At 55.6% G+C, this 23,271-nt stretch carries 16 protein-coding genes, 1 tRNA gene and 1 pseudogene; 2 read left to right on the top strand and 16 right to left on the bottom strand.

Going from position 1 to position 23,271, the window contains the following annotated elements; all coding sequences use genetic code 11:
* Window positions 1–486 precede the first annotated feature (486 nt).
* The 11 genes from KHO41_RS38475 to KHO41_RS38425 all read right to left on the bottom strand — a co-directional run bounded on the left by KHO41_RS38475 (window position 487) and on the right by KHO41_RS38425 (window position 14,165).
* Window positions 487–1,932 (bottom strand): IS5 family transposase, encoded by a 1,446-nt coding sequence (locus KHO41_RS38475; protein ID WP_211958459.1) that lies wholly within the window; start codon window positions 1,930–1,932, stop codon window positions 487–489.
* Between the two features lie 579 nt (window positions 1,933–2,511).
* Window positions 2,512–2,599: transfer RNA gene (locus KHO41_RS38470), tRNA-Ile, on the bottom strand.
* 723 nt (window positions 2,600–3,322) lie between these two features.
* The gene (locus KHO41_RS38465; protein ID WP_211958458.1) at window positions 3,323–4,501 is read right to left on the bottom strand and encodes an acetyl-CoA C-acyltransferase; all 1,179 of its coding nucleotides are present in this window, start codon (window positions 4,499–4,501) and stop codon (window positions 3,323–3,325) included.
* Window positions 4,502–4,611: 110 nt separating this feature from the next.
* Entirely contained in the window at window positions 4,612–6,693 is a 2,082-nt protein-coding gene (locus KHO41_RS38460) for a 3-hydroxyacyl-CoA dehydrogenase NAD-binding domain-containing protein (protein ID WP_211958457.1), read from the bottom strand.
* A 58-nt stretch (window positions 6,694–6,751) separates the two neighbouring features.
* Window positions 6,752–7,630, bottom strand: a complete 879-nt coding sequence (locus KHO41_RS38455) for a VOC family protein (RefSeq protein ID WP_211958456.1) — start codon at window positions 7,628–7,630, stop codon at window positions 6,752–6,754.
* Between the two features lie 96 nt (window positions 7,631–7,726).
* Window positions 7,727–9,340: an AMP-binding protein gene (locus KHO41_RS38450; protein ID WP_211958455.1), complete on the bottom strand. Its 1,614-nt coding sequence runs from the start codon at window positions 9,338–9,340 to the stop codon at window positions 7,727–7,729.
* Window positions 9,341–9,603: 263 nt separating this feature from the next.
* Window positions 9,604–10,293, bottom strand: coding sequence for an ABC transporter ATP-binding protein (locus KHO41_RS38445; RefSeq protein WP_211958454.1), 690 nt, complete (start codon window positions 10,291–10,293; stop codon window positions 9,604–9,606).
* Window positions 10,277–11,044, bottom strand: coding sequence for an ABC transporter ATP-binding protein (locus tag KHO41_RS38440; protein ID WP_211958453.1), 768 nt, complete (start codon window positions 11,042–11,044; stop codon window positions 10,277–10,279). Before KHO41_RS38440 ends, KHO41_RS38445 begins: the two co-directional genes overlap by 17 nt.
* Window positions 11,044–11,988 carry a branched-chain amino acid ABC transporter permease gene (locus tag KHO41_RS38435; protein WP_211958452.1) on the bottom strand — a complete coding sequence of 315 codons (945 nt, stop codon included), beginning with the start codon at window positions 11,986–11,988 and terminating at the stop codon, window positions 11,044–11,046. The genes KHO41_RS38440 and KHO41_RS38435 overlap by 1 nt, the downstream gene beginning before the upstream one ends.
* Window positions 11,989–12,046: 58 nt before the next feature.
* Window positions 12,047–12,925 carry a branched-chain amino acid ABC transporter permease gene (locus KHO41_RS38430; RefSeq protein ID WP_211958451.1) on the bottom strand — a complete coding sequence of 293 codons (879 nt, stop codon included), beginning with the start codon at window positions 12,923–12,925 and terminating at the stop codon, window positions 12,047–12,049.
* A gap of 13 nt (window positions 12,926–12,938) precedes the next feature.
* On the bottom strand, window positions 12,939–14,165 hold the full coding sequence (locus tag KHO41_RS38425) for an ABC transporter substrate-binding protein (protein ID WP_244874236.1): 1,227 nt from the start codon (window positions 14,163–14,165) through the stop codon (window positions 12,939–12,941).
* Window positions 14,166–14,699: 534 nt separating this feature from the next.
* Between KHO41_RS38425 and KHO41_RS38420 the strand changes: the two are divergent.
* Window positions 14,700–15,440, top strand: a pseudogene (locus KHO41_RS38420) (IS110 family transposase); the annotation flags it as partial.
* Between the two features lie 905 nt (window positions 15,441–16,345).
* Complete coding sequence (locus KHO41_RS38415; RefSeq protein WP_211958450.1) at window positions 16,346–17,032, top strand: hypothetical protein; 687 nt, start codon at window positions 16,346–16,348, stop codon at window positions 17,030–17,032.
* A 168-nt stretch (window positions 17,033–17,200) separates the two neighbouring features.
* On the opposite strand, the gene KHO41_RS38410 is transcribed toward KHO41_RS38415, so the two are convergent.
* The 5 genes from KHO41_RS38410 to KHO41_RS38390 all read right to left on the bottom strand — a co-directional run bounded on the left by KHO41_RS38410 (window position 17,201) and on the right by KHO41_RS38390 (window position 22,857).
* A complete protein-coding gene (locus tag KHO41_RS38410) occupies window positions 17,201–17,875 on the bottom strand; it encodes a TetR/AcrR family transcriptional regulator (RefSeq protein WP_211958449.1) in 675 nt (224 codons plus the stop codon).
* 333 nt (window positions 17,876–18,208) lie between these two features.
* A complete protein-coding gene (locus KHO41_RS38405; protein WP_211958448.1) occupies window positions 18,209–19,453 on the bottom strand; it encodes an ABC transporter substrate-binding protein in 1,245 nt (414 codons plus the stop codon).
* A gap of 64 nt (window positions 19,454–19,517) precedes the next feature.
* Window positions 19,518–21,152, bottom strand: coding sequence for an AMP-binding protein (locus tag KHO41_RS38400; RefSeq protein ID WP_211958447.1), 1,635 nt, complete (start codon window positions 21,150–21,152; stop codon window positions 19,518–19,520).
* Between the two features lie 16 nt (window positions 21,153–21,168).
* On the bottom strand, window positions 21,169–21,651 hold the full coding sequence (locus KHO41_RS38395) for a Zn-ribbon domain-containing OB-fold protein (RefSeq protein ID WP_211958446.1): 483 nt from the start codon (window positions 21,649–21,651) through the stop codon (window positions 21,169–21,171).
* 54 nt (window positions 21,652–21,705) lie between these two features.
* Entirely contained in the window at window positions 21,706–22,857 is a 1,152-nt protein-coding gene (locus KHO41_RS38390; RefSeq protein ID WP_211958445.1) for a thiolase family protein, read from the bottom strand.
* Between the last annotated feature and the right edge of the window lie 414 nt (window positions 22,858–23,271).

Raw genomic sequence — 23,271 nt, 5'->3', positions numbered from 1 at the left:
CTTCAAGCGCCAGTCGTTCCACACTTCGCCCCGAATTCCGGCTGTAATCGGTGTACCCGACGCCCGCTATCGCTGTGCTGTTCAGTCCGCCCATCCCCATCTCTCCTCCTCCCATTGAGATCAAGATTACATGAGCCTTTTTATTAAATCAATGTTTGTTTTATTCACTATCGATGCTCGGCCCGAAGGCCAACGAGGAGCGCCACACCGCGATCCAACCTGGACCAGCGCGAGCCAGCGCCTGATTGAACCGGCCTGGCAGCAATGGCGTCTAGGCCTTCCGTGAACGGATGTGTGCGTCGATGAAGGCAACCAATCCAAGGCGTTATCCTGCAGCCACTGGTAGAACTGCGCGAAGGCATACAGTCCTCGACGGCTCCGCTGGCGGGATATATCCAACATGGAGTAACTCCCTACTTCGTCGCCCCTCAAGAATTGCTTCTTATTGGATTGGACGAGACTGAGGCTGGCTCGAGCGTGCTGACTTCAGATGGGCGCCAAGGGCAAACGTGGACGACGATCGAATGATCGGAGCAATTTGACGAAGGCGATGAGCCAGCCAAGGGCGCAAAGAATGCCGGGGATTCCCAGGCGGGCAATGGCCCGCAGCAGCCAGCGTAGGTTGAAGCCGGCGGCGCAGAGAATTGGATGTACAGCGTCACCGGTTTCGCCCTTGAGCCAGTTGCGCCGCATGCCATGGTCGGCCTTGAGGTGACCGATGACGGGTTCGACAGCCTGGCGCCGTTTGAGCTGCTGGCGCTGTCGCCGATCCAGGGTTTTGTGCCTGCCGCGGTGAATCACCTTGACCGGAGCCACCTCGGCGTCCACGCCACGGTAGCCGAGGTCGACGATTGCTGTATGCGGCCGGGGTGCGCCGGGCAGCTCCTGCAGCAGGATGTTGGTCTGCTCGAGCTGCGCGTGCAGGGTGTGGCCGTCGTAGGGATTGCCTGGAAAGCTTCGGGCTCCGACGATGAGCCCCTGACTGGCGGTCACCGCGACGCTCACCTTGACGCCAAACTCGTAGGGCTGCCGAGCCTTCCCCTTCGAGATGCACTCGACTTCGGGCGCGTGCAGTGCGTAGAGCTTGTTCTTGTCCTTGGGGCGCTGATCCCGAAGCCGGCGCGCATTCTCGATCCTGGGCCGCAGCGCTTGTTGCTGCGCCTGGGGCAATGCTGTCATCTTGCGCTCGATGTCGCGCAGCACCCGGCCGAGCACGGTGCGCTGGCGCTTGAGCACCCGGCGCAGGCGCCGGAACTGCTTCGCATGGGCATAGCCACCGGCGCGAAAACGCAGCGTCTTGCCCTCCTTGGCGAACGTCTGCCGCAGTTGCAGGCCGGCACGTTTGGCCAGCTTGACCACCTTGGCACGTGCCAGCTCCAGCAGCCGGCTGTCGGTTGGATGGGCCACCGCCTTCTCCTGTACCGTGGTGTCGACGATCACGCGCTCGAATTCCGTCGGCTTGACCACGCCCATCTGCACCGCAGCGGCGATCGTCGTGGCCAGCAGTTCTTCGACGCCGGCCTCACCGAGCGCCTGCCGGAAATGCACCAGGTTGGTCGGGGCACATGGCAGGCGAGGCTGAAAGTATTCCTCGCCGCAGAAGTACTGGAAGTAGACGTTCTCCGCCCAACGCTCGCAGACCGACTCGTCGGACTCGTTGAAGGCGTGCTTCAGGTACAGCAACCCGACCATCAGGCGGATCGGCAACCGCGGCCGGCCTGCAGCGCTGAGGCCGGCTCCCGCCACAGCAAGCGTGGGACCAAACAGATCCTCGCCCATTACCGCCATTCCAGCCCTTGCCTTGCACTCAAACACCGGCGCCAGCGCCGCTTCGATTTGCGCCCACGGCATGCGCGTCGTCAGCACCGTCAGAGGGTGGCGCAGATCGATCATGACGTCGAGACGGCTGCGAAAAAAGTCGGGAGTGCTCATGGGCGAGGGAATCAAAATCTTCCAGATTCCAATTCCACCCGATATCCATTCCGGTAGCTATGTTTACCGTCAACCACCTGCAAAGTCGCTCCACATATGGCATCGCCACATTCTTGAAGGCCGACTACTTCGCCTCGAATTGCCCTCCGTCGCAGCCAGTCCGGTATTTCCCCATACCGTCCCAATTCATCCACTTGGCGCTGCGGTAACAAGCCAAGCACGGGACCAGCAGGGAAGAAACATCCACCTCAACTGCGCGGGCTCAGAGAAAGCGGAGCCTGGTTCGAATCTTTGATGTCCCATCTGTCGCATATATTTGGGATTGCTGAGCAAAAGGCAGACAGCGCCATCAGAATGGATCGGGAGTTCCGTTGCAGTCCAGAAAGAATGGGCCAGGTCAAAGCGTGGCAAGCCGAAGGGCACCTCAAGCAGAGCCACCGCATCTCGAATGACCAGGGATATCGGCTCGGTTGCTACAACCGCTAACCCAGCTTGGAACGCGAGGCCATTGGGCTGCGCCTGTACCAAACAGAGAGCGAAATTCCTACTTAGGCTGTGATGAGCTCGACATTTAGGGCGTGGTGGGCCGGGTGGGATTCGAACCCACGGTGGGATGTCTCCGGCGGATTATGAGTCCGCTGCCTGCAACCAACACGGCGTCCGGCCCTGAACTGAAGTGCGAGATTCTAACCTGAAGGCGGCGTCATTCGTAGATTCCTACATGAGTGCACTTGCAATGACAGCGGCCACAAACATTGCGCCCGACCTCGTGAAACAAAAGTGGCACCCCCTGATCACTATGAGGAAACGCCCTTTCCATCGTCCCCACGACTCTCCATCGCGCTGACGAAGCAGGATCCGGCCGATCGATTCAAGATGGAAGAACGGGCCGCTTATGCGTCCGGCGCAAAGTCTTTCGCCTGGTCGCCATGGACCGCAGATCCTCAAGCTGCGCCAATATCGGCGCAGAAATTTTCCCATCAAATGAACTGAGCTTCTTCACGCTACAATCCAGTTTTCTGGTTAGCTGCTTCCGGCCGGGATACTCTGACAGGTGCATTTGGCACTCTCAACGCGCCGAGAGTCTCCAGCCCAGTGCAGCGAGCACGCTGGCGGCAACCGGCTCTCGACCTGTACCGCGATCCGCTCCGTCAACTAGCAATAGCGCCAGCCAGCCACCACTCCATATCCAGGCCGCGGCCTGAGACGCAGCTTTGTCCTTGGACACTGCAGCCCGTGCAGCACGTCGGGCCAGTTGACAAGGTCCATTGTTCCGGCGCCGGCATACCACTCAAATGGCACTCGATACTAGGCGGCACCGATACCAGCTAACCGGCCACCACCCGCTTATCCCCCTGGAGAAGTAGCTCAACAAGGCGACGGCTCGCGATCAGAGCACCTCGAACAGGCCGGCCGCACCCTGGCCGCCGCCGATGCACATGGTCACCACTACGTACTTGACACCGCGGCGCTTGCCTTCGATCAGCGCGTGGCCGGCCAGACGGGCGCCCGATACGCCGTAGGGGTGGCCAACGGCGATAGCGCCGCCGTTAACGTTCAGGCGGTCCATCGGGATGCCCAGGTTGTCGGCGCAGTACAAGACCTGCACGGCGAAAGCTTCATTCAGCTCCCACAGGCCGATGTCGCCCACCTTCAGGCCAGCCTTCTTCAGCAGCTTGGGCACGGCGAACACCGGGCCGATACCCATTTCATCCGGCTCGCAACCGGCCACGGCGAAGCCGCGAAACACGCCGAGCGGCTGCAGGCCCTTGGCGGCCGCCACGCGAGCGTTCATCACCACGGCAGCCGAAGCGCCGTCCGAGAACTGCGACGCATTGCCGGCAGTGATCACGCCACCGGGCACGGCACTGCGGATCTTCGCCACGGCTTCGAGGGTGGTGTCGGCACGGATGCCTTCGTCGGCGGAGATGGTGACTTCCTTGGTCACAACCTGGCCGGTCGACTTGTCGGCCACACCGGCCAGCACCGACATCGAAACAATCTCGTCCTTGAACTTGCCGGCTTCCTGCGCGGCGGCGGCTCGCAATTGGCTCTGCACGCCGTACTCGTCCTGGCGTTCCTTCGAGATGTTGTAGCGCTTGGCGACATTCTCAGCGGTTTGCAGCATATTCCAGTAGATCTCGGGCTTGTTCTTCACCAGCCAAGTTTCGTGGAGCATATGATCATTCGCCTGATTCTGCACGCAGGATATGCTTTCCACCCCCCCAGCAACGAAGATATCCCCCTCATCGGCGATCACGCGCTGCGCGGCCATGGCGATGGCTTGCAGACCCGATGAGCAGAAGCGATTAATTGTGACACCCGGCACTGTCACTGGGCAGCCGGCGCGCAAGGCGATCTGGCGCGCGATGTTGCTACCTGTAGCTCCCTCTGGGGTTGCACAGCCCATCAGCACGTCCTCCACCTCTGAGGCCTCGATGCTGGCCCGCGCAATAGCGTGGTGAACCACGTGGCCGCCGAGAGTGGCACCGTGGGTCATATTGAAAGCGCCCTTCCAGCTCTTAGCGAGCCCAGTGCGTGCGGTCGAAACGATTACGGCTTCATTCATCTCTTGCTCCTTGTACTCAGTTAATACTCGATGCCGGCAGCAGCGGGAGTCTCGGGCCTTTGCTCGCCACAGTGACGCTCCGGCAACTTTCATCCGGTTACAGATCGGTCTCAATCGTTGAAGCCCTTGCCTTCGTCCGCCAGCTTCTGCAGCAGCGGTGCCACTTGCCAGGCCTCGCCGTGGTAGCCCTTGGCGTACTTCTTCATGGCCAGTGCCACGTTGTAGAGGCCAACCTGGTCTGCGTACAGCATCGGGCCGCCGCGGAACAGCGGGAAGCCGTAGCCGGTCAGGTACACCATGTCGATATCCGAGGCCTTCGAAGCAATGCCTTCTTCCAGGATCCTCGCGCCTTCGTTGACCAGCGCGAACACCAGGCGCTTGACGATCTCCTCGTCGGAAATCTTGCGGCGCGTGATACCGATATCCTTCGAATGCTGCACGATCATGTCGTTGACCTGCTGGTTCGGGTACGGCTTGCGGTCGCCCGCCTTGTAGTCGTACCAGCCCGCGCCGGTCTTCTGGCCGTAGCGGCCCATTTCGCACAGCAGGTCAGCAGTCTTGCTGTACTGGATGTCCGGCTTGTCCACGGCGCGGCGCTTGCGGATCGCCCAGCCGATGTCGTTGCCGGCCAGGTCGCCCATGCGGAACGGGCCCATGGCGAAACCGAACTTTTCGATGGCACGGTCGACCTGCTCCGGCAGCGCGCCTTCGTCCAGCAGGTAGCCGGCCTGGCGGCTGTACTGCTCGATCATGCGGTTGCCGATGAAGCCGTCGCACACGCCCGACACCACGGCGGTCTTCTTGATCTTCTTGCCGATCGCCATCACGGTGGCCAGCACGTCCTTGCCGGTCTTCGCGCCGCGCACGACTTCCAGCAACTTCATCACGTTGGCCGGGCTGAAGAAGTGCATGCCGACCACGTCCTGCGGACGCTTGGTGAACGAGGCGATCTTGTCCACGTCGAGCGTCGAGGTGTTCGAAGCCAGGATCGCGCCTTGCTTCATCACTTCGTCCAGCTTCTTGAACACGATTTCCTTGACGCCCATTTCTTCGAACACAGCCTCGATGACCATGTCGGCGTCCTTGATGTCGTCATAGGACAGCGTGGTCGACAGCAGGCTCATGCGCTGCTCGACCCTCTCCTGCGTGAGCTTGCCCTTCTTCGCGCTGTTCTCGTAGTTCTTGCGGATGATGCCCACGCCGCGGTCCAGCGCTTCCTGCTTGGTTTCCAGGATGGTCACCGGAATGCCCGCATTCAGGAAGTTCATGCTGATGCCGCCGCCCATCGTGCCGGCGCCGATCACGGCAACCCTCTCGATCTTGCGGACCGGCGTATCCGATGGCACGTCGGGGATCTTGCTGGCGGCGCGCTCGCCGAAGAACGCATGGCGCAGCGCGCGCGATTCCGGCGTGGTCACGAGGTACAGGAAGCCATCGCGCTCTTCCTTCAGGCCTTGCTCGAACGGCTTGAGCGAGCCAGCCACGGCTTCCAGGCACTTCAGCGGCGCCGGGAAGTTCTTGGCCATCGCGCCCACGGTAGTCTTGGCGAAGCCGAGGAAGCCTTCCGGGTTTTCGTGGCGGACCTTCAGGTCGCGTACCTTCGGGTACGGGCCCGGCGCAGCAGCAACGTTCTGGGCGAACTTGACGGCTTCGGGCAGCACGTCGCCATCGACGATTTCATCGAACAGCTTCGTGCCGGCGAACTTCTCGGACGGCACGGCGGTGCCCGACACGATCATGTTGGCGGCGGCTTCCAGGCCGATCACGCGCGGCAGGCGCTGCGTGCCGCCGGCGCCGGGCAGCAGGCCCAGCTTGACTTCCGGCAGCGCGATCTGCGCGCCCTTCGACGCCACGCGGTAGTTACAGCCCAGGGCCAGTTCCAGGCCACCGCCCATTGCCACCGAGTGGACTGCGGCCACGACCGGCTTGGACGAACCCTCGATCACGCGGATCACCGAATGCAGCGTCGGCTCCTGCGTAGCCTTGGGCGTATTGAATTCGCGGATATCGGCGCCGCCCGAGAATGCCTTGCCGGCGCCGGTGATGACGATGGCCTTGACGGCCGCATCGTCTAGCGCACGGGTCATGCCATCGACGATGCCAAGCCGGGTGCTGTGACCCAGGCCGTTGACAGGGGGGTTGTCGATCGTGATGACGGCTACGCCGTCCTGAACCTGATACTGCGCTGTCATGCTGGTTCCATTCGTGTCAAAAGTCATCTTGGGATTCTCAAGCAGATCGGTTGCCCCGTCACAACTCCAAAATCTCGAACATAATGCCATTGCAACTTTTTGGATCACTAAACCGACTTAGAGAAGTTCCTTCTGCCAAGTCTCCGTCTTTCAAAAAACGGACACCGCCCCCCTTCATCCGTGCAATCGCTGCAATGACATCCCGCGCTTCAATTCTTACGTATTGCAAGGCACGGTTTTCCACTATCGGAATCTTGGAATCTGCAGATGGCAAAATCTTCTCCATAAGTTTAAATTCCGTATTTGCCAAACGGCTAATACATGCTCTCACCTGAAGCTCGGAATCTACGAATATATCCGAGTTATCAGCCCCAAGCACCTCACGAAAAGCTTTCATCACGGAGGCGAGATCATTTACACGCACACCGAAGCCACGAATTCTTACTCCTCCATTTGTCAGCGGCTTAGTCTCTCCAGGAGGCACCAATGGCATTCCATCAATCCAATGGTGAAGATTTTCAATAAACTCGAAAAGGACGCCTCCAAAAATTCGTGGTGGCAAAAAGAACGCACGCAGATTATCTAATTTAATCAACTCATCTGACAGTGGCGGAACTCCCATGGCGCGAAACTCCTCCATGGCCTTCTTCGCGTCTTCCACCTGAAACGCAACGTGATGTAAGCCCTCTCCAAATCGCTCAATATATCGCCCGATCAAATCACGTGAATCTTTTGATCGCATTATTTCAAAATCTGTATCGATGACCCGACACATTCTGAATTCCATCTGAAAATTTGGATCTGAAATGATGGGGCTCGCAGCACCTTCAAAAACATGCTCCAAACGTTCCAATGCCCCTCCAAGATCCGAAACTACCACACCAATTTCGAGCAGGCGACCAATTGTGGGATGGCCCTTCTGATATCGGTTAACCACCTTCTCTCCTCGATCAGCTCTTGATATCGTGTCCATGTCATACATCTGAAGCAGTAAGCTTCCTATTGCCCAGCTCAAAAAGACAGAGTGCGCTGTTCACATATCCTCCCTTGCTCTATCCCAGAGCCTATTAGGATCGTTTTCTGCAATCTGTCTTAACTTATATTTTTCGATCTTTTCGGACGGCGTTTTTGGAAGCTGATCCAGAATGCGAAGATACCGCGGCACCATGAAATCCGCCATTCTCTCCCGGCAGAACTCAATTAATTCCCGATATTCACAAATCATACCCTCTCGCAAAACAACAAATGCGAGAACCTCGTCTTCGCTAAGTTCAGACGCCATCGGTACCACAGCGACCTCAAGAACAGCGGGATGTTCATTGATCAACATCTCCACCTCGAAGGACGAAATATTCTCCCCTCTGCGGCGAACGCAGTCTTTGGCGCGATCAACGAAATAGAAGAATCCTTCCTCGTCGCGATAACCTCGATCGCCAGAATGAAACCACCCGTTTCGCCAGACCGCCTGGGTTTCCCTTTCCATCTCGAAGTATCCCTGAAACACAAACCAAGGTTCCCTCGCCCGAATAACCCACTCACCGACCTGGCCTACTGGCACTTCAAAATCATTCTCATCTACAACTCGCATCTCAAAAGGCTCGACGACACGTCCACACGTTGCGCCTTTCTCCCGTGGAGTTCCAGGCGGAGCAAACACCGGGCAGCAAAACTCTGTGCTTCCGTACATTGAGGTGACTGCCACGTTGAAACGCTGCTCAAATTCTGTTGCTACCGTCGCAGGTAGGGCCGGCACGATGTTGCACAGGCGGACCTTGTGGTTACGGTCCATATCAGAAGGTGGCTGCCGGAGAATGATGTTAGCTATAGCGCCGAGTGCATTAAATTGGGTAGCGCCATATGCACGAATCTCCGCCCAAAACCGACTTGCCGAAAATCGGCGCGACATTGCTACCGTTGCGCCAGCCCAGAGCGCCGCATAGATCGTGACGCGTAGTGCATTGACGTGAAACAATGGCAAACAGGTATATAGAACGTCATCCTCGTTGTACCCCATCTGCTCGGCCATAAAAAGGCCACCGGTAAGTTCTTGCGCATGTGTGCACATTACGCCTTTCGAGCGTCCGGTGGTGCCGGATGTATACATGATCAACTGTAGATCGGAGAACTTTGGTTCATCACCTGAATCTGAAGATTCCGGCGGGTCAAACAAGGAATCAAGTGACGTAGCTGAATGCCCCCCTCCGACGTCAATTGTTATCGCACTATCCTCAATTGACTCATCATGAATAATGAAATTCCTTAGATCAAGTGACGCCGTTGCCTCTTGCATTACCAGCGCAAGATTCCTATCGACAACAACACAAGAGGCACGAGACTGTTCGATATAATATTTCAGCAAATCAGCCTTTGCTGCCGTATTGATGGGAATAGCGATCGCGCCAATCCAACCTAGCGCAAAGAGGACCCACACCATTTCCGGGCAATTAGCCATTTGAATTGCAACGCGATCCCCTTTGCAAATTCCCGCCCGCCGAAAACCGGTGGCAAGACTCGCGGTGAGCGCCTCTGCCTCTTTATAGCTAAATGATTGCCCTTCAAAGACCAGAAGCTTTTTTTTTGGATATTTCTTTGCCTGCTCCCGAAGAACGAGACCAAGAGTGCGCTCAACCACTGGAAGTTGCAACATGGTAATTCTCTTCACTCAAAAATTACTGCAAGTATCGATAGCCTATATGCCGCCAACTAAATATAAATCTTTACGTTTTTAAAGCGTGTACCTCAACCACTTGAGACGACGAGTACATCGCTCGCCACTCTAATTGTTTCCGTCAACATAGTAGTTGTTATCAGAGCGCGCCGTTGTTCCGTTGGATGAAGACTGCTATCGCGACTGATAGCCGTCTTTACTTAGCAGGTATTTATGTTTTCCCTTAGCCATGACTTCTTCCCTCACACAGCTAGTAGGGTACGTATTTTATCAATTTCAACTCGAGCGTTTTCAATCCCCGACTGGTATACGACACGACCACGATCAAGAACGATCAAATCATCGGCTATCGAAAGTGCGAAAGCCAAATCTTGAGCTGCAACTACCATTGTCTGACCAGCATTCTTGAGATCGTGGATGGTTCGCGCGAGCGTCCGGACCATAATGGGTGATAACCCCTCTGTCGGCTCATCGACCAGAAGGAGGCGCGGATTCCCCATCATGGCTCTAGCGATGGAAAGCATTTGCTGTTGCCCCCCACTGAGAAGCCCTGCGCGGCGTGATCGAAACTCTTCCAGTGGAGGAAATGCGCAAAATGCTTCCCTACGTGACCACGCTCCGGGTTTTAGTTCCGCGATTTCCAGATTCTCCTCCACGGTAAGGTCTGCAAATACGCGTCGGTCCTCTGGAACATACCCTATGCCGGACTGCGCCACCTTGTGCGTGGAAATTCCGAACAAACTACGGCCACAAAATTCGATATCTCCGGATCCAGGCGAAACGACGCCCATGATGCTCTTCAGGAGAGTTGACTTTCCAACGCCGTTACGCCCGAGGATCGACAAAACCCGCCCCTCGGAAACATTAATGTCGACATCAAAAAGAATATGCGCGGGCCCGTACCAGGTGTTGAGATTAGTACAAGTCAGCATTTTCGTCCTCACCTAGATAAACCTCTTGAACGCGGCGATCCATCCGCACCGCAACTGGGGTGTCGTCTGCGATACAAGATCCCTGATGTAAGACCGTGACCCGATTCGCAATCGAGAACACCATATCGATATCGTGCTCGGTAAAGAAGACAGCCACTCCTCGTTCTTGATTGATAGATTGGATGATATTTGCGATGATGGTGCGCTCGTCAGGACTCATGCCTGCGGTTGGTTCGTCTAGCAGCATCACCCGTGGATTACCTGCCAAGGCGATAGCGAACTCAAGGCGCTTTCGGTCGCCAGCCGCAAGCTCGCCGGCTACACGGTTAGCCTGCTCTACGAGTTTCACGCTCTCAAGGAACGAGAAGGCTTCGTCTCGCAAGAGTGACCGCGACTCACTGAACATACGGGTGCACAAACCGTTCTGCGCCAACAATGCGATTTGCACATTCTCAAAAACGCTAGCGCTGCCAAAAATACTTGTGATCTGGAACGAGCGCGCGACACCACGGCGAGCCGTTTCATGAGCCGGGCGCCCCCCAATTGATTCACCTCGGAATATTACACGTCCGCATGTAGGGGTGAGACGACCGGAGATGACGTTAATAAGAGTGCTCTTTCCGGCGCCATTGGGGCCAATCAGTGCATGAATACTCTTCTCCCCAATCTTTACTGTTACGTCGTTAAGAGCACGGAAACCACCAAATGTCTTTCCTACACCCTCGACTGATAGTATGGTAGTTGAGCTCATTACTTCGACTCCACGGTGACAGGTGTCGTAAATGCCGACATTCTCGAGCGAGACAACGTCCCTACGATTCCCTCCGGAAGGAAGAGAACGATTATCAGAACAATTCCCCCGAAAACCAGCAATGGATACTGAAAATTGCTCGTGACCAGGAAGTTAGTAAACACAAAAATTCCTGCTCCCACGATTGGCCCAAAGAAAGTGTTAATTCCTCCTGCCAGTGTCATCAATACCGGCTCAGCTGATTGTCCCCAATGAAGCAACGACGGGAAAGCCATCTGCTGAAGCGGCGAGCGAAGGCCACCTGCGGCACCAGCGAATGCACCTGCCACGACAAACATACGCAACTCCATTTGTCGCACGTTGAGTCCAATATATGCGGCCCGCTCTCTGTTGTCTCTAATTGCGGACACTGCCCTACCAAATGGTGATTTAGTGACTCGATAAATCAACCATATGCTGGTCACGACGATGACCAAGCAGAAGTAGTAGTAAGGTCGTGCCGATTGCATCCATTGAGGTATTTCAACAGGAAGCCCATCATCGCCACCCGTAAAGCTGTACCAACCCAGCACAACAGTAAACACAAGTTGCCCGAAAGCAAGTGTCAGCATCGCAAAGTACATGCCCGTCACTCGGACTGAAAGCCATCCGATTACCAACGCGCCGATTCCCGCCGCCAAAGGAGCCGCAGCAATCCCAATCCATGGCGATATTCCAAATTTATTCTGGAGAATTGCGACCGCATAGGCACCGAGGCCGTAGAACGTGGCGTGCCCAAAGGAAAGCATGCCTCCCTGTCCCAGCAGTAAGTTGAAACTCATTGCAAAGAGAGACATGATCAAGAAATCGATCGTCAAGAATACATAGCTTTCACCAATGGCAAACGGCAACAGCAAGGAAAAAATGGCGCCGGCGGACCAGAAGACAACAATTGGCGACTTCATTACAGAGTTCCTTCAACAGTTTTCGGAGAACAGGTTCGTGGGTCGACTGGACGCTGGATTACGCATTCGCGCCCCCAAACAGCCCCTGCGGCCTGAAAATCAAAACTCCGCACAACGCAATAAATATGAAAGCGATGGCTAGCTTTGGAGCAAAGAGTATCCCTATGGCTTTCATAACACCGATCAGGATTGCTCCAATGAGGGCACCGGTCACGCTTCCAACACCACCGATAATCACTACAGCAAAACATTCAATGATTATCGAACTGTCGATCCCTAACGATATCGATCCAATCGGCGCAGCCAATACTCCACCAAGGCCAGCAAGCCACGCGCCCAATGCAAAGACGCTTGTGTGGAGACGTGGCACATTGATCCCCAGCGCGCCAACCATCTCGGCATCAGCCACAGAGGCCCGTAGAATCTTTCCAAATCGGGTCCGTGCAAGAAGGATATGGAGTGCGCATGCAACCAGCGTACCAACCGCTATCAACATCAAATAGTAGGTTGGGAACGGAGTGCCAAATATCTCGACTGCGCCATCCAGAATCTTCGGGCGTGGAACCATCTGATTGTCACGACCCCAGATCATCTTGACCATATCAGCGAAGATTAGCGTTAGCGCATAGGTCAGAATGAGTTGATACTGGTGCGCACGCGTTGCAATACGCCGCAGGAGGAAAAACTCCACGCCCGCCCCAAGGAGCGCCAGGACAAGCGGCACCAGAAGAAGTGAGGCAACGAATCCGAAATTATTTGTTCCTATCAGCTGAGTGATCGAATAGCTCAAATATGCCCCAATCATGAAAAACGAGCCGTGAGCAAAATTAGCCACGCGCAGCGCTCCAAAGATCAAGGTCATACCGGAGGCGACGAGGAAAAGCACCATGCCACTGCTAAGGCCGCTTAACGCTTGTATCGAAATATTTTCAAACATGCTATGTACCCGTTTATTTTCCGACGCCACGAGCCTGCTGAACTTCGGCTGGCGTAGTCCAGATCCGCTCGGCAGGAACAAACTTAATATTTGTTAGCACCTTGAACGGGTACTTTTCTGACTTAGCAGTTGTGCCAATGTAGGAGCCGACCGTGCCCTGATGATCGATTGCGCGGAAAGCAATCGATCCACGAGGTCCCTTATATTCGATCTTCTCCATTGCCTTCATTACTGCGGCGGAGTCAATCGATCCGGCCTTCTTTATCGATTGCGCGAGAATCTGCATTCCCTCGTAGCCCATAACAGCCCAATCTGCCGGGTACTCCTTGTAGTTACTCCTATATTGTTCGATGAAAGTCGCGGCTGAATCACCTTCGAGAGCGAAGAAGGGGGCGCGCATCTGCGCGATGACACCATCCGGCATTTCGACACCCATTGTCCTCAAGTCATCCATAAAGACAAGGCTGGCTAGTTTTGTCTTCTGGAATACACCATATGGCTTGGATTGTTTAATGAAGCCGACAAGATCTGCACCCCACAGGTATGAAAAGATTACATCCGGTTTGGTCGACATGAGTTGGGTGATATAGCTGCTGTAGTCGGACTCCCCAAGCTTTGGCCAAGCTTCAGCCACGATTCCGGCAGATGGATTGACCTGCGCCAGCCTCTCCTTAAAGAACTTTAAGCCCTGGTGCGCGGCCTCATAGTCCGCGCCGATGAATGCGATACGACTTGCGCCTCGGCCGACAATTTCCGCCATTGCCCGGGCCTCCATCAATCCCGAAGGCACGACTGAGAATATATAGGGATGGAACATCTCTATAGTCAGTCGTGGTGTATTTGGAATTGTCATAATAATGGGTTTCTTGTACTGCTTTGCGACGGCAGATACAGCCACGGCGACCGCACTTGAGGTGGGTCCAATAAGAGCATCCACGTTTTCACGAGTGATAAGGTCGCGTGTATGTGATGTTCCAAGGTCGGGTTTTAGCTGCGAATCACGAACAACTAGCTCCACCTTTCTCCCAAGCAGTCCACCGCCAGCATTTATCTGATCCACAGCAAGCTGCACACCATTTACGTTTGATCTGGCATAGGATCCAGCAACACCGGTCAAATCTGTTGTGAGACCAACCCTTATCGGCTTCTCCTGCGCCATGGCGAAGCCTCCCGGTGCCAGAATTGCAGCAGCACAAAACAGATGCGCGAACGCGCGGAAATGAACACGAGTGATAAGCAAGGTAGTCTCCTTTTTTAATGGTCTCTGGCTAGGCAATTAGGACGCCCAATCAGACATATTTAGGAATAGCTGATTTGTGGCCATGGTGTGAGGTCTTTTGGCCCAACGTCCCAAGCTTCCCCAATCCTGTATCCCGGTACCGTCTGCGCGCGACTTCTGATGTCGTAACCGGCCTCGCTTGCAAATCATTTAGCTCCTACATCGCCGCACGTCTTCGCATCGTTGAACGCACCAGTACATGGACTTGCGAAACCGCAAACGGCCCATCTCATGCAGAGAGCACCGACGACGTACACGTCTTAAGCCTTGTGATGACTTTCTGCCCCGCGATACAGCTGCGGAGTCAGATCCGAATGACCGCGCCTTGCCCGATTAACGAAGAGTGCCGCGAAAGATGTATCACTCTTCCCAGAGGTGTAATGATGAATCACGATTCATGATATTGCCGAGTACCGCGGTTGTCAACGTTGGGGGGCGCAAGGGGAAACCACTACCCTGACCGAGCGTGGAGCCGTTCACTGCACCTTTCTCTGCGACCGCATGCACGTAGTTCACGTGCCATCGCCGCAGGACGAAGCGTCGCGGCACCTGATGCGCGATCGCGGGCAACTGCAAAAGGAAGTGCTGCAGCACTGCGACCGCATGCGCAAACTGCTGGCCACGTTCGGCTGCTGGGATGAGGTGGATCACAAGCACTTCGCCGGCCGACTCGCCCGTGACGAGGTGAAGTGTCACGACGGCGCGCCGTTGCCGCCAGAAATGCGCGAGCGGTTGCTGCGCGAGTGCGAACGGCTGGCGCTGGCGCAGCAGCAACTAGCGGCGTTGGAGAAGACGCGGCAGGCAAGCCTGCCTGCACCCGCGCGCCAGCGACGCGATGACCTGGCGCGCTTGAAAGGGATTGGCGAAGTGGGCGCGTCGCGCCTCGCGCTCGAACTGTTCTGGAGGGAGTTCAGCAACCGGCGCCAGGTGGGTGCCTGTACGGGGCTGGTGCCCCAGCCCTACGACAGCGGCGAGAGCCAGGTCGACCAGGGCATCAGCAAACAGGGCAACCGACGAGTGCGCGCGTTACTGGTCGAAATGGCATGGTGCTGGCTGCGCTACCAGCCCGACAGCGCACTCACGCGCTGGTTCAACGAGCGCACGCAGGGCACCGGACCCAATCGCCGCGCGCGGCGCATCGCGATCGTTGCAGTCGCACGGCGACTCGCCATTGCGCTGTGGCGCTATCTGAAAGACGGTGAGATTCCCGAAGGCGCACGGCTGAAGTCGGCATAGACCCCAAAAGCTTTGCAGGAAGGAGGTAACGGTCGGTTAGGCAACTACGCAAGCACAAACGGTCTGAGGTGAACATGCCCGTACAGTCTCCAGGTTGCCCCGAGGCAACCGCTTCTCTAGATGGGGCGTGTTACCGGCGAAGGGATGTTGGCGCAACGCGCATAGTATGAGGCTGGCTCCAGCCAGCGGATAGAAGGAGGTCGGACGTCAGCTCCGACCCGCGCGACGATCGGCTTCAGACCTAGTGGTTAAGATGGTGAACTGCAGAAATGACGGATAGTGACCAGATCAATATTTGTGACACAGCTTGACTTAGCATTTGATAAAAATGGCTTGACACAATGGCTCTGTTCATAGAAGGAGACTGTCGGACTTTCGGTGTCCGACAAGCATTTGCTTAAATGTTGAGCAGATCTCGCGTGCGAGAGAGGCAAAGTCGTCTTCGAGACATCGCGCTGATCTTAACTTTCGGCCTGTAGCGTATCGGAATCGTTCAAGTCCGACAGACTCCTAGGCTAGGGCGAGGTAATGCATCCGCTGCTCCACTCGCCGTGCCTTTGGGAACAGACTGATCTTCGCTGCACGCTATTCTGGGGTGTCACGACCTGAACTGCGGCTCGCCGTCGCAGGGCGCCATTCTGATCAACCGCTTCCCCAAAGTAGCGGCGAGCCGCCCAATCCTGTTTGGCTTCGTCCTGGAGGTGATCCCGCTGAATGCCCGTTCCGCAGCCCAGTCTGGATACAACGGCGCGGCGCTTAATCCACTCCCCGTGGCAGAACCCGCCAAGGACCGTGCAGGATGCGCGGAAGCGATTGGCTTTCTAGCTTTCCCCAGGCACCACGAGAAGGTAGCGGCTTCACGGTAGATGGGAGTGAAGCGGTGGCCGAACAACGAGATCGCGATCGTGGACGCAAAGGCCGAGGTATTACCGGCAGACGAAGCCCTTCTGGCAGGAATGCTTGGCGGGCTGAACATCTGCGCTTTCCACCGGCAGCACGGCCTGGCGGTCAGCACCTTTGGCCTGTGGTATAAGCGCCAAGACCAAGACCAGCCGGCTGTGGTGCCTCTGACGGTGACTGCCGGCACAGCCTTTATCGCGGCGGCCACAGGCACACCACCCGCCGCACACGCGCTGGTCGACGCGGCGCCAGCGAAGGGGCGCGATCAGGTTGTGATTGCGCTGGCGGGCACCCACATCGAGTTGACCAACGCACATGCCGAGGGCATCGTGCGTTTCGTGCTCGGGCAACTGAGGAGGCGGACGGTGCTAATCTCCGGCGATGTGCGGGCTTGCATCTGCCGTGATACGGTCAACATGCGTAAGTCCATGACGGCCTGTCATACCTGGTGCAGCCGCTGCTGGCACAGAATCCGTCGTCAGGCCAGCCTATTCGTCTTCATCGGGCGCGACCGCGCGAAGGTCAAGATCCCCTACTGGGACCCATACCGGCCTTTCACTGTGTTACAAGCTACTCGAGCGGGGCTGCTTCCCCTCGCCCGCGGCATTGGCCCAGTGTTGCTTCTCGCTGGCCTAGGCACTGAGATCCCTACAGTTTGCAACTGCAGGCCGAACGCATCACGTAGCCTATAAACACTCCGGCAACCATGCATGATGGCATGCGCGCTCGCAATCGCAACACCCTCCGATCTGCCCGCTTCCTTAAACTAAGCGCCATTTAGTATGGTCAGTCAGTATCACGCACCGAGGCCACTTTCCGCAGCCGAGCTTGGAAAGGAAGCGGTGTTGCTGCCCGAAATCTCACGCACCCGAGAGACCGTGCTCTACTAACTTGCAATAAGCCTTTACCACCCAGTCAGGAATATCTGACTCCTGATCATCACGGCTAGCGTAGCGATCCAGAAAGATGCGTGATGACATCATCACAAACGCAACCACTTCCAGTTCGCGTTCCGAAAAGCCGCGTATCTCACCGCCTGCGCGTGCTCTGCGCAGGAAGTTCATATAGCCCTCATGGACTAACTCTAGGTGCGCCTCGTATGCTTTTGGGGCGAAGCTTGATGCCTCGTTCAGGATGCGGAAGAAGTATGGGTGGGCTTTTAGAAACGAGAAAAAGCCGCGAAAGCCGAGTTCCTCGCGCTTGATTAGGGTCTTCCCTTCCCGTGCGCATGTGCCCACATGTGTGAGTAGATCCTTGCCCAAGGAGGGCAGCAATTGGTCAAGAATATCTTGGCGCGATTCGAAATGGTTGTAGAACGTCCCCAACGCGACCCCGGCGCGTTGCGTAATCAAGCTAATAGAAGCTTCTTGATAGCCTTTCTCCCCGACGATTTCGGCCGCCGCGTGGAAAAGTGCCTCGCGGATTAGCCGACTGCGTTCGTCGCGTGTTTCACCTGCGCGCCAATCTCGTATTCCCGGCTCAGGGGGAGTCGCGTGCGTAGCGCCTTTTTGGGAGGTCTTCCGTCGAATAGCCATTCGGTGAGTTGGTCAATTTTGATTCACCCATGCATCGTACCTCGAAAGCGCCTTGCTGTACTAGGTCATAGCGCTGCGCCACACAACGCTGGACACAAGCCGCCCGAAGATGTGCCCAGGGAGGCCGCAACGCCACCAACATCGCCCCCCGGAATACCAGCGCACCGTGGTACGCTTGACTAAAAAAGGCGGGCGGCGGGCGGTGGTCTGCTGGATCTCTTCCCATCCGCAAACCTCGCCGCGCTCGATATTTGAAGACGTCCTTCCATCTTCGCCTTTGTCAAAGCAGACGCCCCCGCCCTGCACTCACAGCACAAGTCGAAAGAATTACCGCTATTTGGCAGCTCGTGCTTGCTCGATCTCTGTTCGACCCGGCCAAACGCTCTCAGCCGATACCCGGGTCACGTTTTTCAGTATTTTGAATGGATATCTCTCGTCTTTAGCGGTAATTCCGATGAAAGAAGGCACATTACCCTGGTGGTCTATTTCGCGGAACCTAATATCGCCACGCATACCTTCATAGCGCAATTGTTCGGTCGCCTTAATAACTGACTGTGATTCCAGTGCACCGGCCTTTTGAATTGCTTGCGCAAGAATCTGCATCGCTTCATAGCCCATGATGGCCCAATCTGAGGGATATTCGCTGTACTTTGCTCTATATTTCTCGACAAACTCGACAGCAGGCCTCCCTTCCAAGGCAAAAAACGGAGCACGCATTTGTCCGATCACGCCATCCGGCATCTCCGCTCCGAGGGCTTTTAAGTCATCGAAAAATAAATAGCCGGCGACCTTGGCTTTCTCGAACACACCATATGGCTTCGCCTGCTTGACGAAACCGATCATGTCCGCCCCAAAAAGATATGAAAATACCACATCCGGCTTCGCGGCCATCAGGCTGGTGATGAAGCCGCTATAGTCTGACTCGTTGTACTTGGGCCAGGCCTCGGCAACGATCTGCGCAGTTGGATTCACTTTCCCCAGCCGCTCTTTGAAGTACTTTAATCCTTGATGCGACGCTTCAGTATCAGCGCCAATGAAAGCGATGCGGCTATACTTAGTTCCGAGGTATTCAGCCATCGCGCGTGCCTCCATAGCTCCCGTCGGAGCGATCGAAAACACATATGGGTGAAACATCTCCATAGTTAGCCTAGGAGTGTTTGGGCCGGCCATCATGACAACCTTCTTGTATTGTTTGGTCGTCGCGGACACCGTCAACCCAATGCCACTCGCTATCGGACCGATTAGCGCGTCAACATTCTCTCGCACGATTAGATCTCGCGTGTGCGATGTACCCAGATCTGCCTTCAACTGCGAGTCACGAACCAGCAATTCAATTTTTCGTCCTAGCAAGCCTCCGCTTCCATTTATTTGATCGACCGCGAGTTGTACGCCGTTAACCTCAGATCGAGCCCAAGCCGCGGCCAAGCCGGTCAGGTCTGTAGACATCCCAATCTTGATTGGTTTGCTCTCAGCTGCGGCGAAATCGGCCGGCAAGATGGTCAACGCGGTAGTCACCGTAATCGCCGTAAAAATTTTTCCTACCAGCTTTATTTTCCCACAAATACGCTTGACGTTCATTGGTACCTCCTCCAATAACGACTAAAAATTCTCAAGCAATGAGCCAAAAATCCATTTGGGCGGCTTACTGTAATTTCAGCCGTTTGGCGGCCGCCATCCTCTTGACTTCCCTTAAGTCGATCATATCCGGCCTTGATCGCGGATCCTCGCTACTCTGGAAAATCTTTGCCTTCTGCAGTTTATGAGTAGACGTCGTCGGCAGAGAGTCAACGAACGTCACCCAGCCTGGTACCTTGAAATAAGCCAGACGCTGCAAGGCGAACGTAACAATCTGCCGAGCAAGTTCTTCCGGATTAGACGGCTTCTCGCGCGCGATGATGCAGGCTAGTACCTCTTCTTGCCGCATTTCGTCTGGTACAGGAAGCACTACCACCTGTTGTATTGCGGGATGAGCGGCAAGACAAGCCTCAATTTCCGCCGCGGCAATATTCTGTCCGCTGCGGCGAATCATATTTTTCTTGCGGTCAACGAAGCTAAGGCTGCCATCGGCTTCCGAGCGCACGATATCGCCGGTGTGAAACCAGCCATTTAGCCAAGCTGCTTCGGTTGCATCCGCATCCTTGACGTATTCCGCGAAAAAGCCCGAGCGCGGGTTGGGTCCTTCGCGGCGCAAGACTAGTTCCCCGGTTTCGCCAATGGCAACGTTTCGGCCATCATCACCGATGACCTTCGCCTCCACCCCGGCAAGTGGCCTCCCAATGGAACGCGGCGCGCAAATTGGCACTTGATGCTGAGTTGCAATGGCAATACCGACTTCCGTCATGCCCCAAACTTCAACCAACGGGATACCGAAGCGAGTTTCGAACTCCCCTTTCCGCTCTGGCTCGATCCCAGCGCCTACGCCGAATCGGACGTTGTGCATCCGTTCCTCAGGGCAAACAGGCTTGGCCAACAATAGCGGCGGAATAATTCCCAAGTAATGCATGATCGTCGCCTTGGTTTGTACTAATTCCTTCCACCAAAGTTCAGGGTGGAAACGATCTGGAAATATCATTGCATTACGCGAAAGAATCATTGCCGGATTGGCGATTGTAAGGCTATTCGCATAGAAGAGAGGTAAAGGATTGTATAGACGCTCGGCTCCCGGGCGCAGCGTCATGGTTCCCCCAGCTTGGGTATAACGCTTTCCGGCAAAGTAGAGATAATCATTGCCGATCAGACATCCCTTCGGCATGCCGGTGGTGCCGGATGTATAGAGCAGGACAGCACCGCTCTCCAAGGTTGGCGTCCCGGTCATTGCTGCGCGGCGTGGAGCGGGAAGCGTCTTGGAGAATTCCTGTTGTGGCACGACTGCTGGTGCTGTCTTGCCCATTGCACGTCCAACCTGCTCCAGAAGGGAACATCGGTCCTGAATGGAAACTACCAAATCGGGTTCTGCATGGCAAAACAGATTCAAGAGATCATCTTGCCGATAGTCTGGATTAATTGGTATGAGCCACGCGCCGAGCGCATTCAGCGCAAGAAAATGCAACATAAGCTCGGGTCGGTTTTCTAGGAGCAGTGCAACGCGATGGCCCCGTCCCCAGCCACGCGCTGCATATTGGTCAACCAGTTGCTGGGTCATTGCAGCAACCTGTCCATAAGTCCATTCAAGCCCGTCGGGATGATAGTGACGGGAAACTTGCGCCGGGACAATAATGCATGGCAAGTCAGGCTCGCTGCAAGCAACTGCATGCAACGCATCCCAAAGTGTGCTCATTTTGTGGCTCTCCGCTTTATACCGGACTAAATTTCACCTTAGGCCTTTCTTGTGACGAATTGTCAAACACCGGACGCAGGCTCATGCCCATTCGAATGTCCTCTGGAGCGACTCCCACCAAGTTCGTTACTAGTCTCACTCCCGGCGCATCCTCAAAGGTTACGAGTGCAACGATATAAGGAAGTTCATCCTTAAGTGATGGATGAAATGCGTGCCTTACAACTGTCCAGCTAAAAAGCTTGGCGTCACCGCTTACCGTTTTCCAATGAATCTCTCGATTTTGGCAATGCGGGCAGCGCGGCATCGGATACCAGTGGAATTTCTGGCAATCGATACAGTATGGCAACTGAATGTCGCCACGTGCGAGGCCTTCGAGATGGGGAAGAAATTCCTGCGAAATTGCTTCCTCCGACATCTTAGTCAAGGATAGCCCTGGCGCGGTTTCCCCGGAATACGCTTTTGAAGGAGACCCCTTCGACGCAGCGTGGATAACGTTCATATTTAATCTCCCTTGGCAAGCCGGTTTAATTCTGACTTACATACGATTTATGATCTAGACACGTCCCAATACCAGAACCCCGTAGTCGGGTACAGACAAGCCTGTGACCAGGCCTACGTTGGCATTAGCGACCTGGGCGGCGCCAGCATCGCCCCGCAATTGCCGCACCGCCTCGATCACGTGTTCGGCGCCCAGCAAGTAGCTATGCGAGAGCAGTCCACCATGGGTATTAATAGGCAGACTTCCCTTGACCGTAGTACCTTTCTCGCGGATAAAGTCAGCCGCTTCTCCCTTTGCGCAAAAGCCAAGATCTTCAATCTGCATCAGGCAAGAGATCGTGAAGCAGTCGTAGATTTCCGCGAAATCTATATCACTTATCTCAAGGGCAGCGTCGTCGAGCGCCATTCTCGCGGCCTGGTTTGCGCCGGAGATCGTCAACAGCTCCGGCTTTTGAGTAAATGAATCATCGCCGGTTAGCGGTTCAGTCGCAAATCCACATCCAAGCACTTGGACCGGCCGTTGCCGAAGATCTCTGGCGCGTTCCATGGTGGTCACCACAAACGCGCAAGCGCCGTCGCTGATTTGGCAGCAATCGGCCACGCGCAACGGATCGGAGATCATGCGAGATCCGAAATAGTCGTCGATTGTGAGCGGTGCTTTCTGCTGGGCACGCCCATTTAGAATTGCGTTAGCGCGCTGATTGATCGCAATTTGCGCGAGATCTTCCTCGCGCAAGCCATATTCATGCATGTAGCGACGCGCCCACAATCCGAAATATGTTGGCTGCCCGCTAAATCCATACGGCTTTTCGAATGTCTTCTTAGCCGGATAGAGATCATGGAATCCATATGGTCCACTCGGCCTCGAGCCCCAATCCACGCCGAAGACGCACACCACGGTATGTGCCAACCCCTGCTCTATCGCCGCCCGTGCCACCATAGGCGCACTCACAATGCCGGCGCCACCATATGACAAACTCCCATCAAAGCGGCGTGCAATTCCAAACTGTGCGGCTAGATATTCGTGCGGCACCGTGTTTGGCATGATGACAGCGTCTGTAACAATCCCATCCACGTCTGCCGACGTGAGACCGGCGTCATCCAGCGCGTCCGCTATGGCGTCAATTGCAAGGGCTCGAATGCTCCTGTTCGAGCGACGAGTGGGTGTTGTTTCGCCAATTCCGACGATCGCGGTACTGATACTCATATTGAAGCGTCCTCTAACGAATTTGTTTAACTAGCTGTGAAGTCTTAGCACTTCGGCTAGCAAGTATTCATGCACCAACAAAAGATGACGGTGCTTTTTCTCTGCCAGATTCGAGCTACCAGAGTCGATAACTCCACCCAGGGCTGCGCACGATGTGTCGGGTCTCGCTATCTTCCGCGCCACGCGCTAAGAACTAAGCAAGCCTCTTTAACCTGTTCTTTGGGAAAGAACTTCTGGATTTTTTCGACTGTTATTGAATTCAGAGTACATCAGGAATCGCAGACAACACTCGCGACTAGTCCCAACCGTGCTTATCCGGTTGTCTCCCAAGACCTCTACCGATAGTATGTTGGGCATCTGTGCCAACTCGGGGCAACCATGGTTATTGACGTGCTTGACCGAGGCGATCTGCCG

This window comes from Cupriavidus numazuensis (assembly GCF_905397435.1).
GTDB classification, from domain to species: domain Bacteria; phylum Pseudomonadota; class Gammaproteobacteria; order Burkholderiales; family Burkholderiaceae; genus Cupriavidus; species Cupriavidus numazuensis.
Note: the sequence above shows the minus strand (reverse complement) of the source record. Positions and strands in the feature narration are given on the sequence as shown.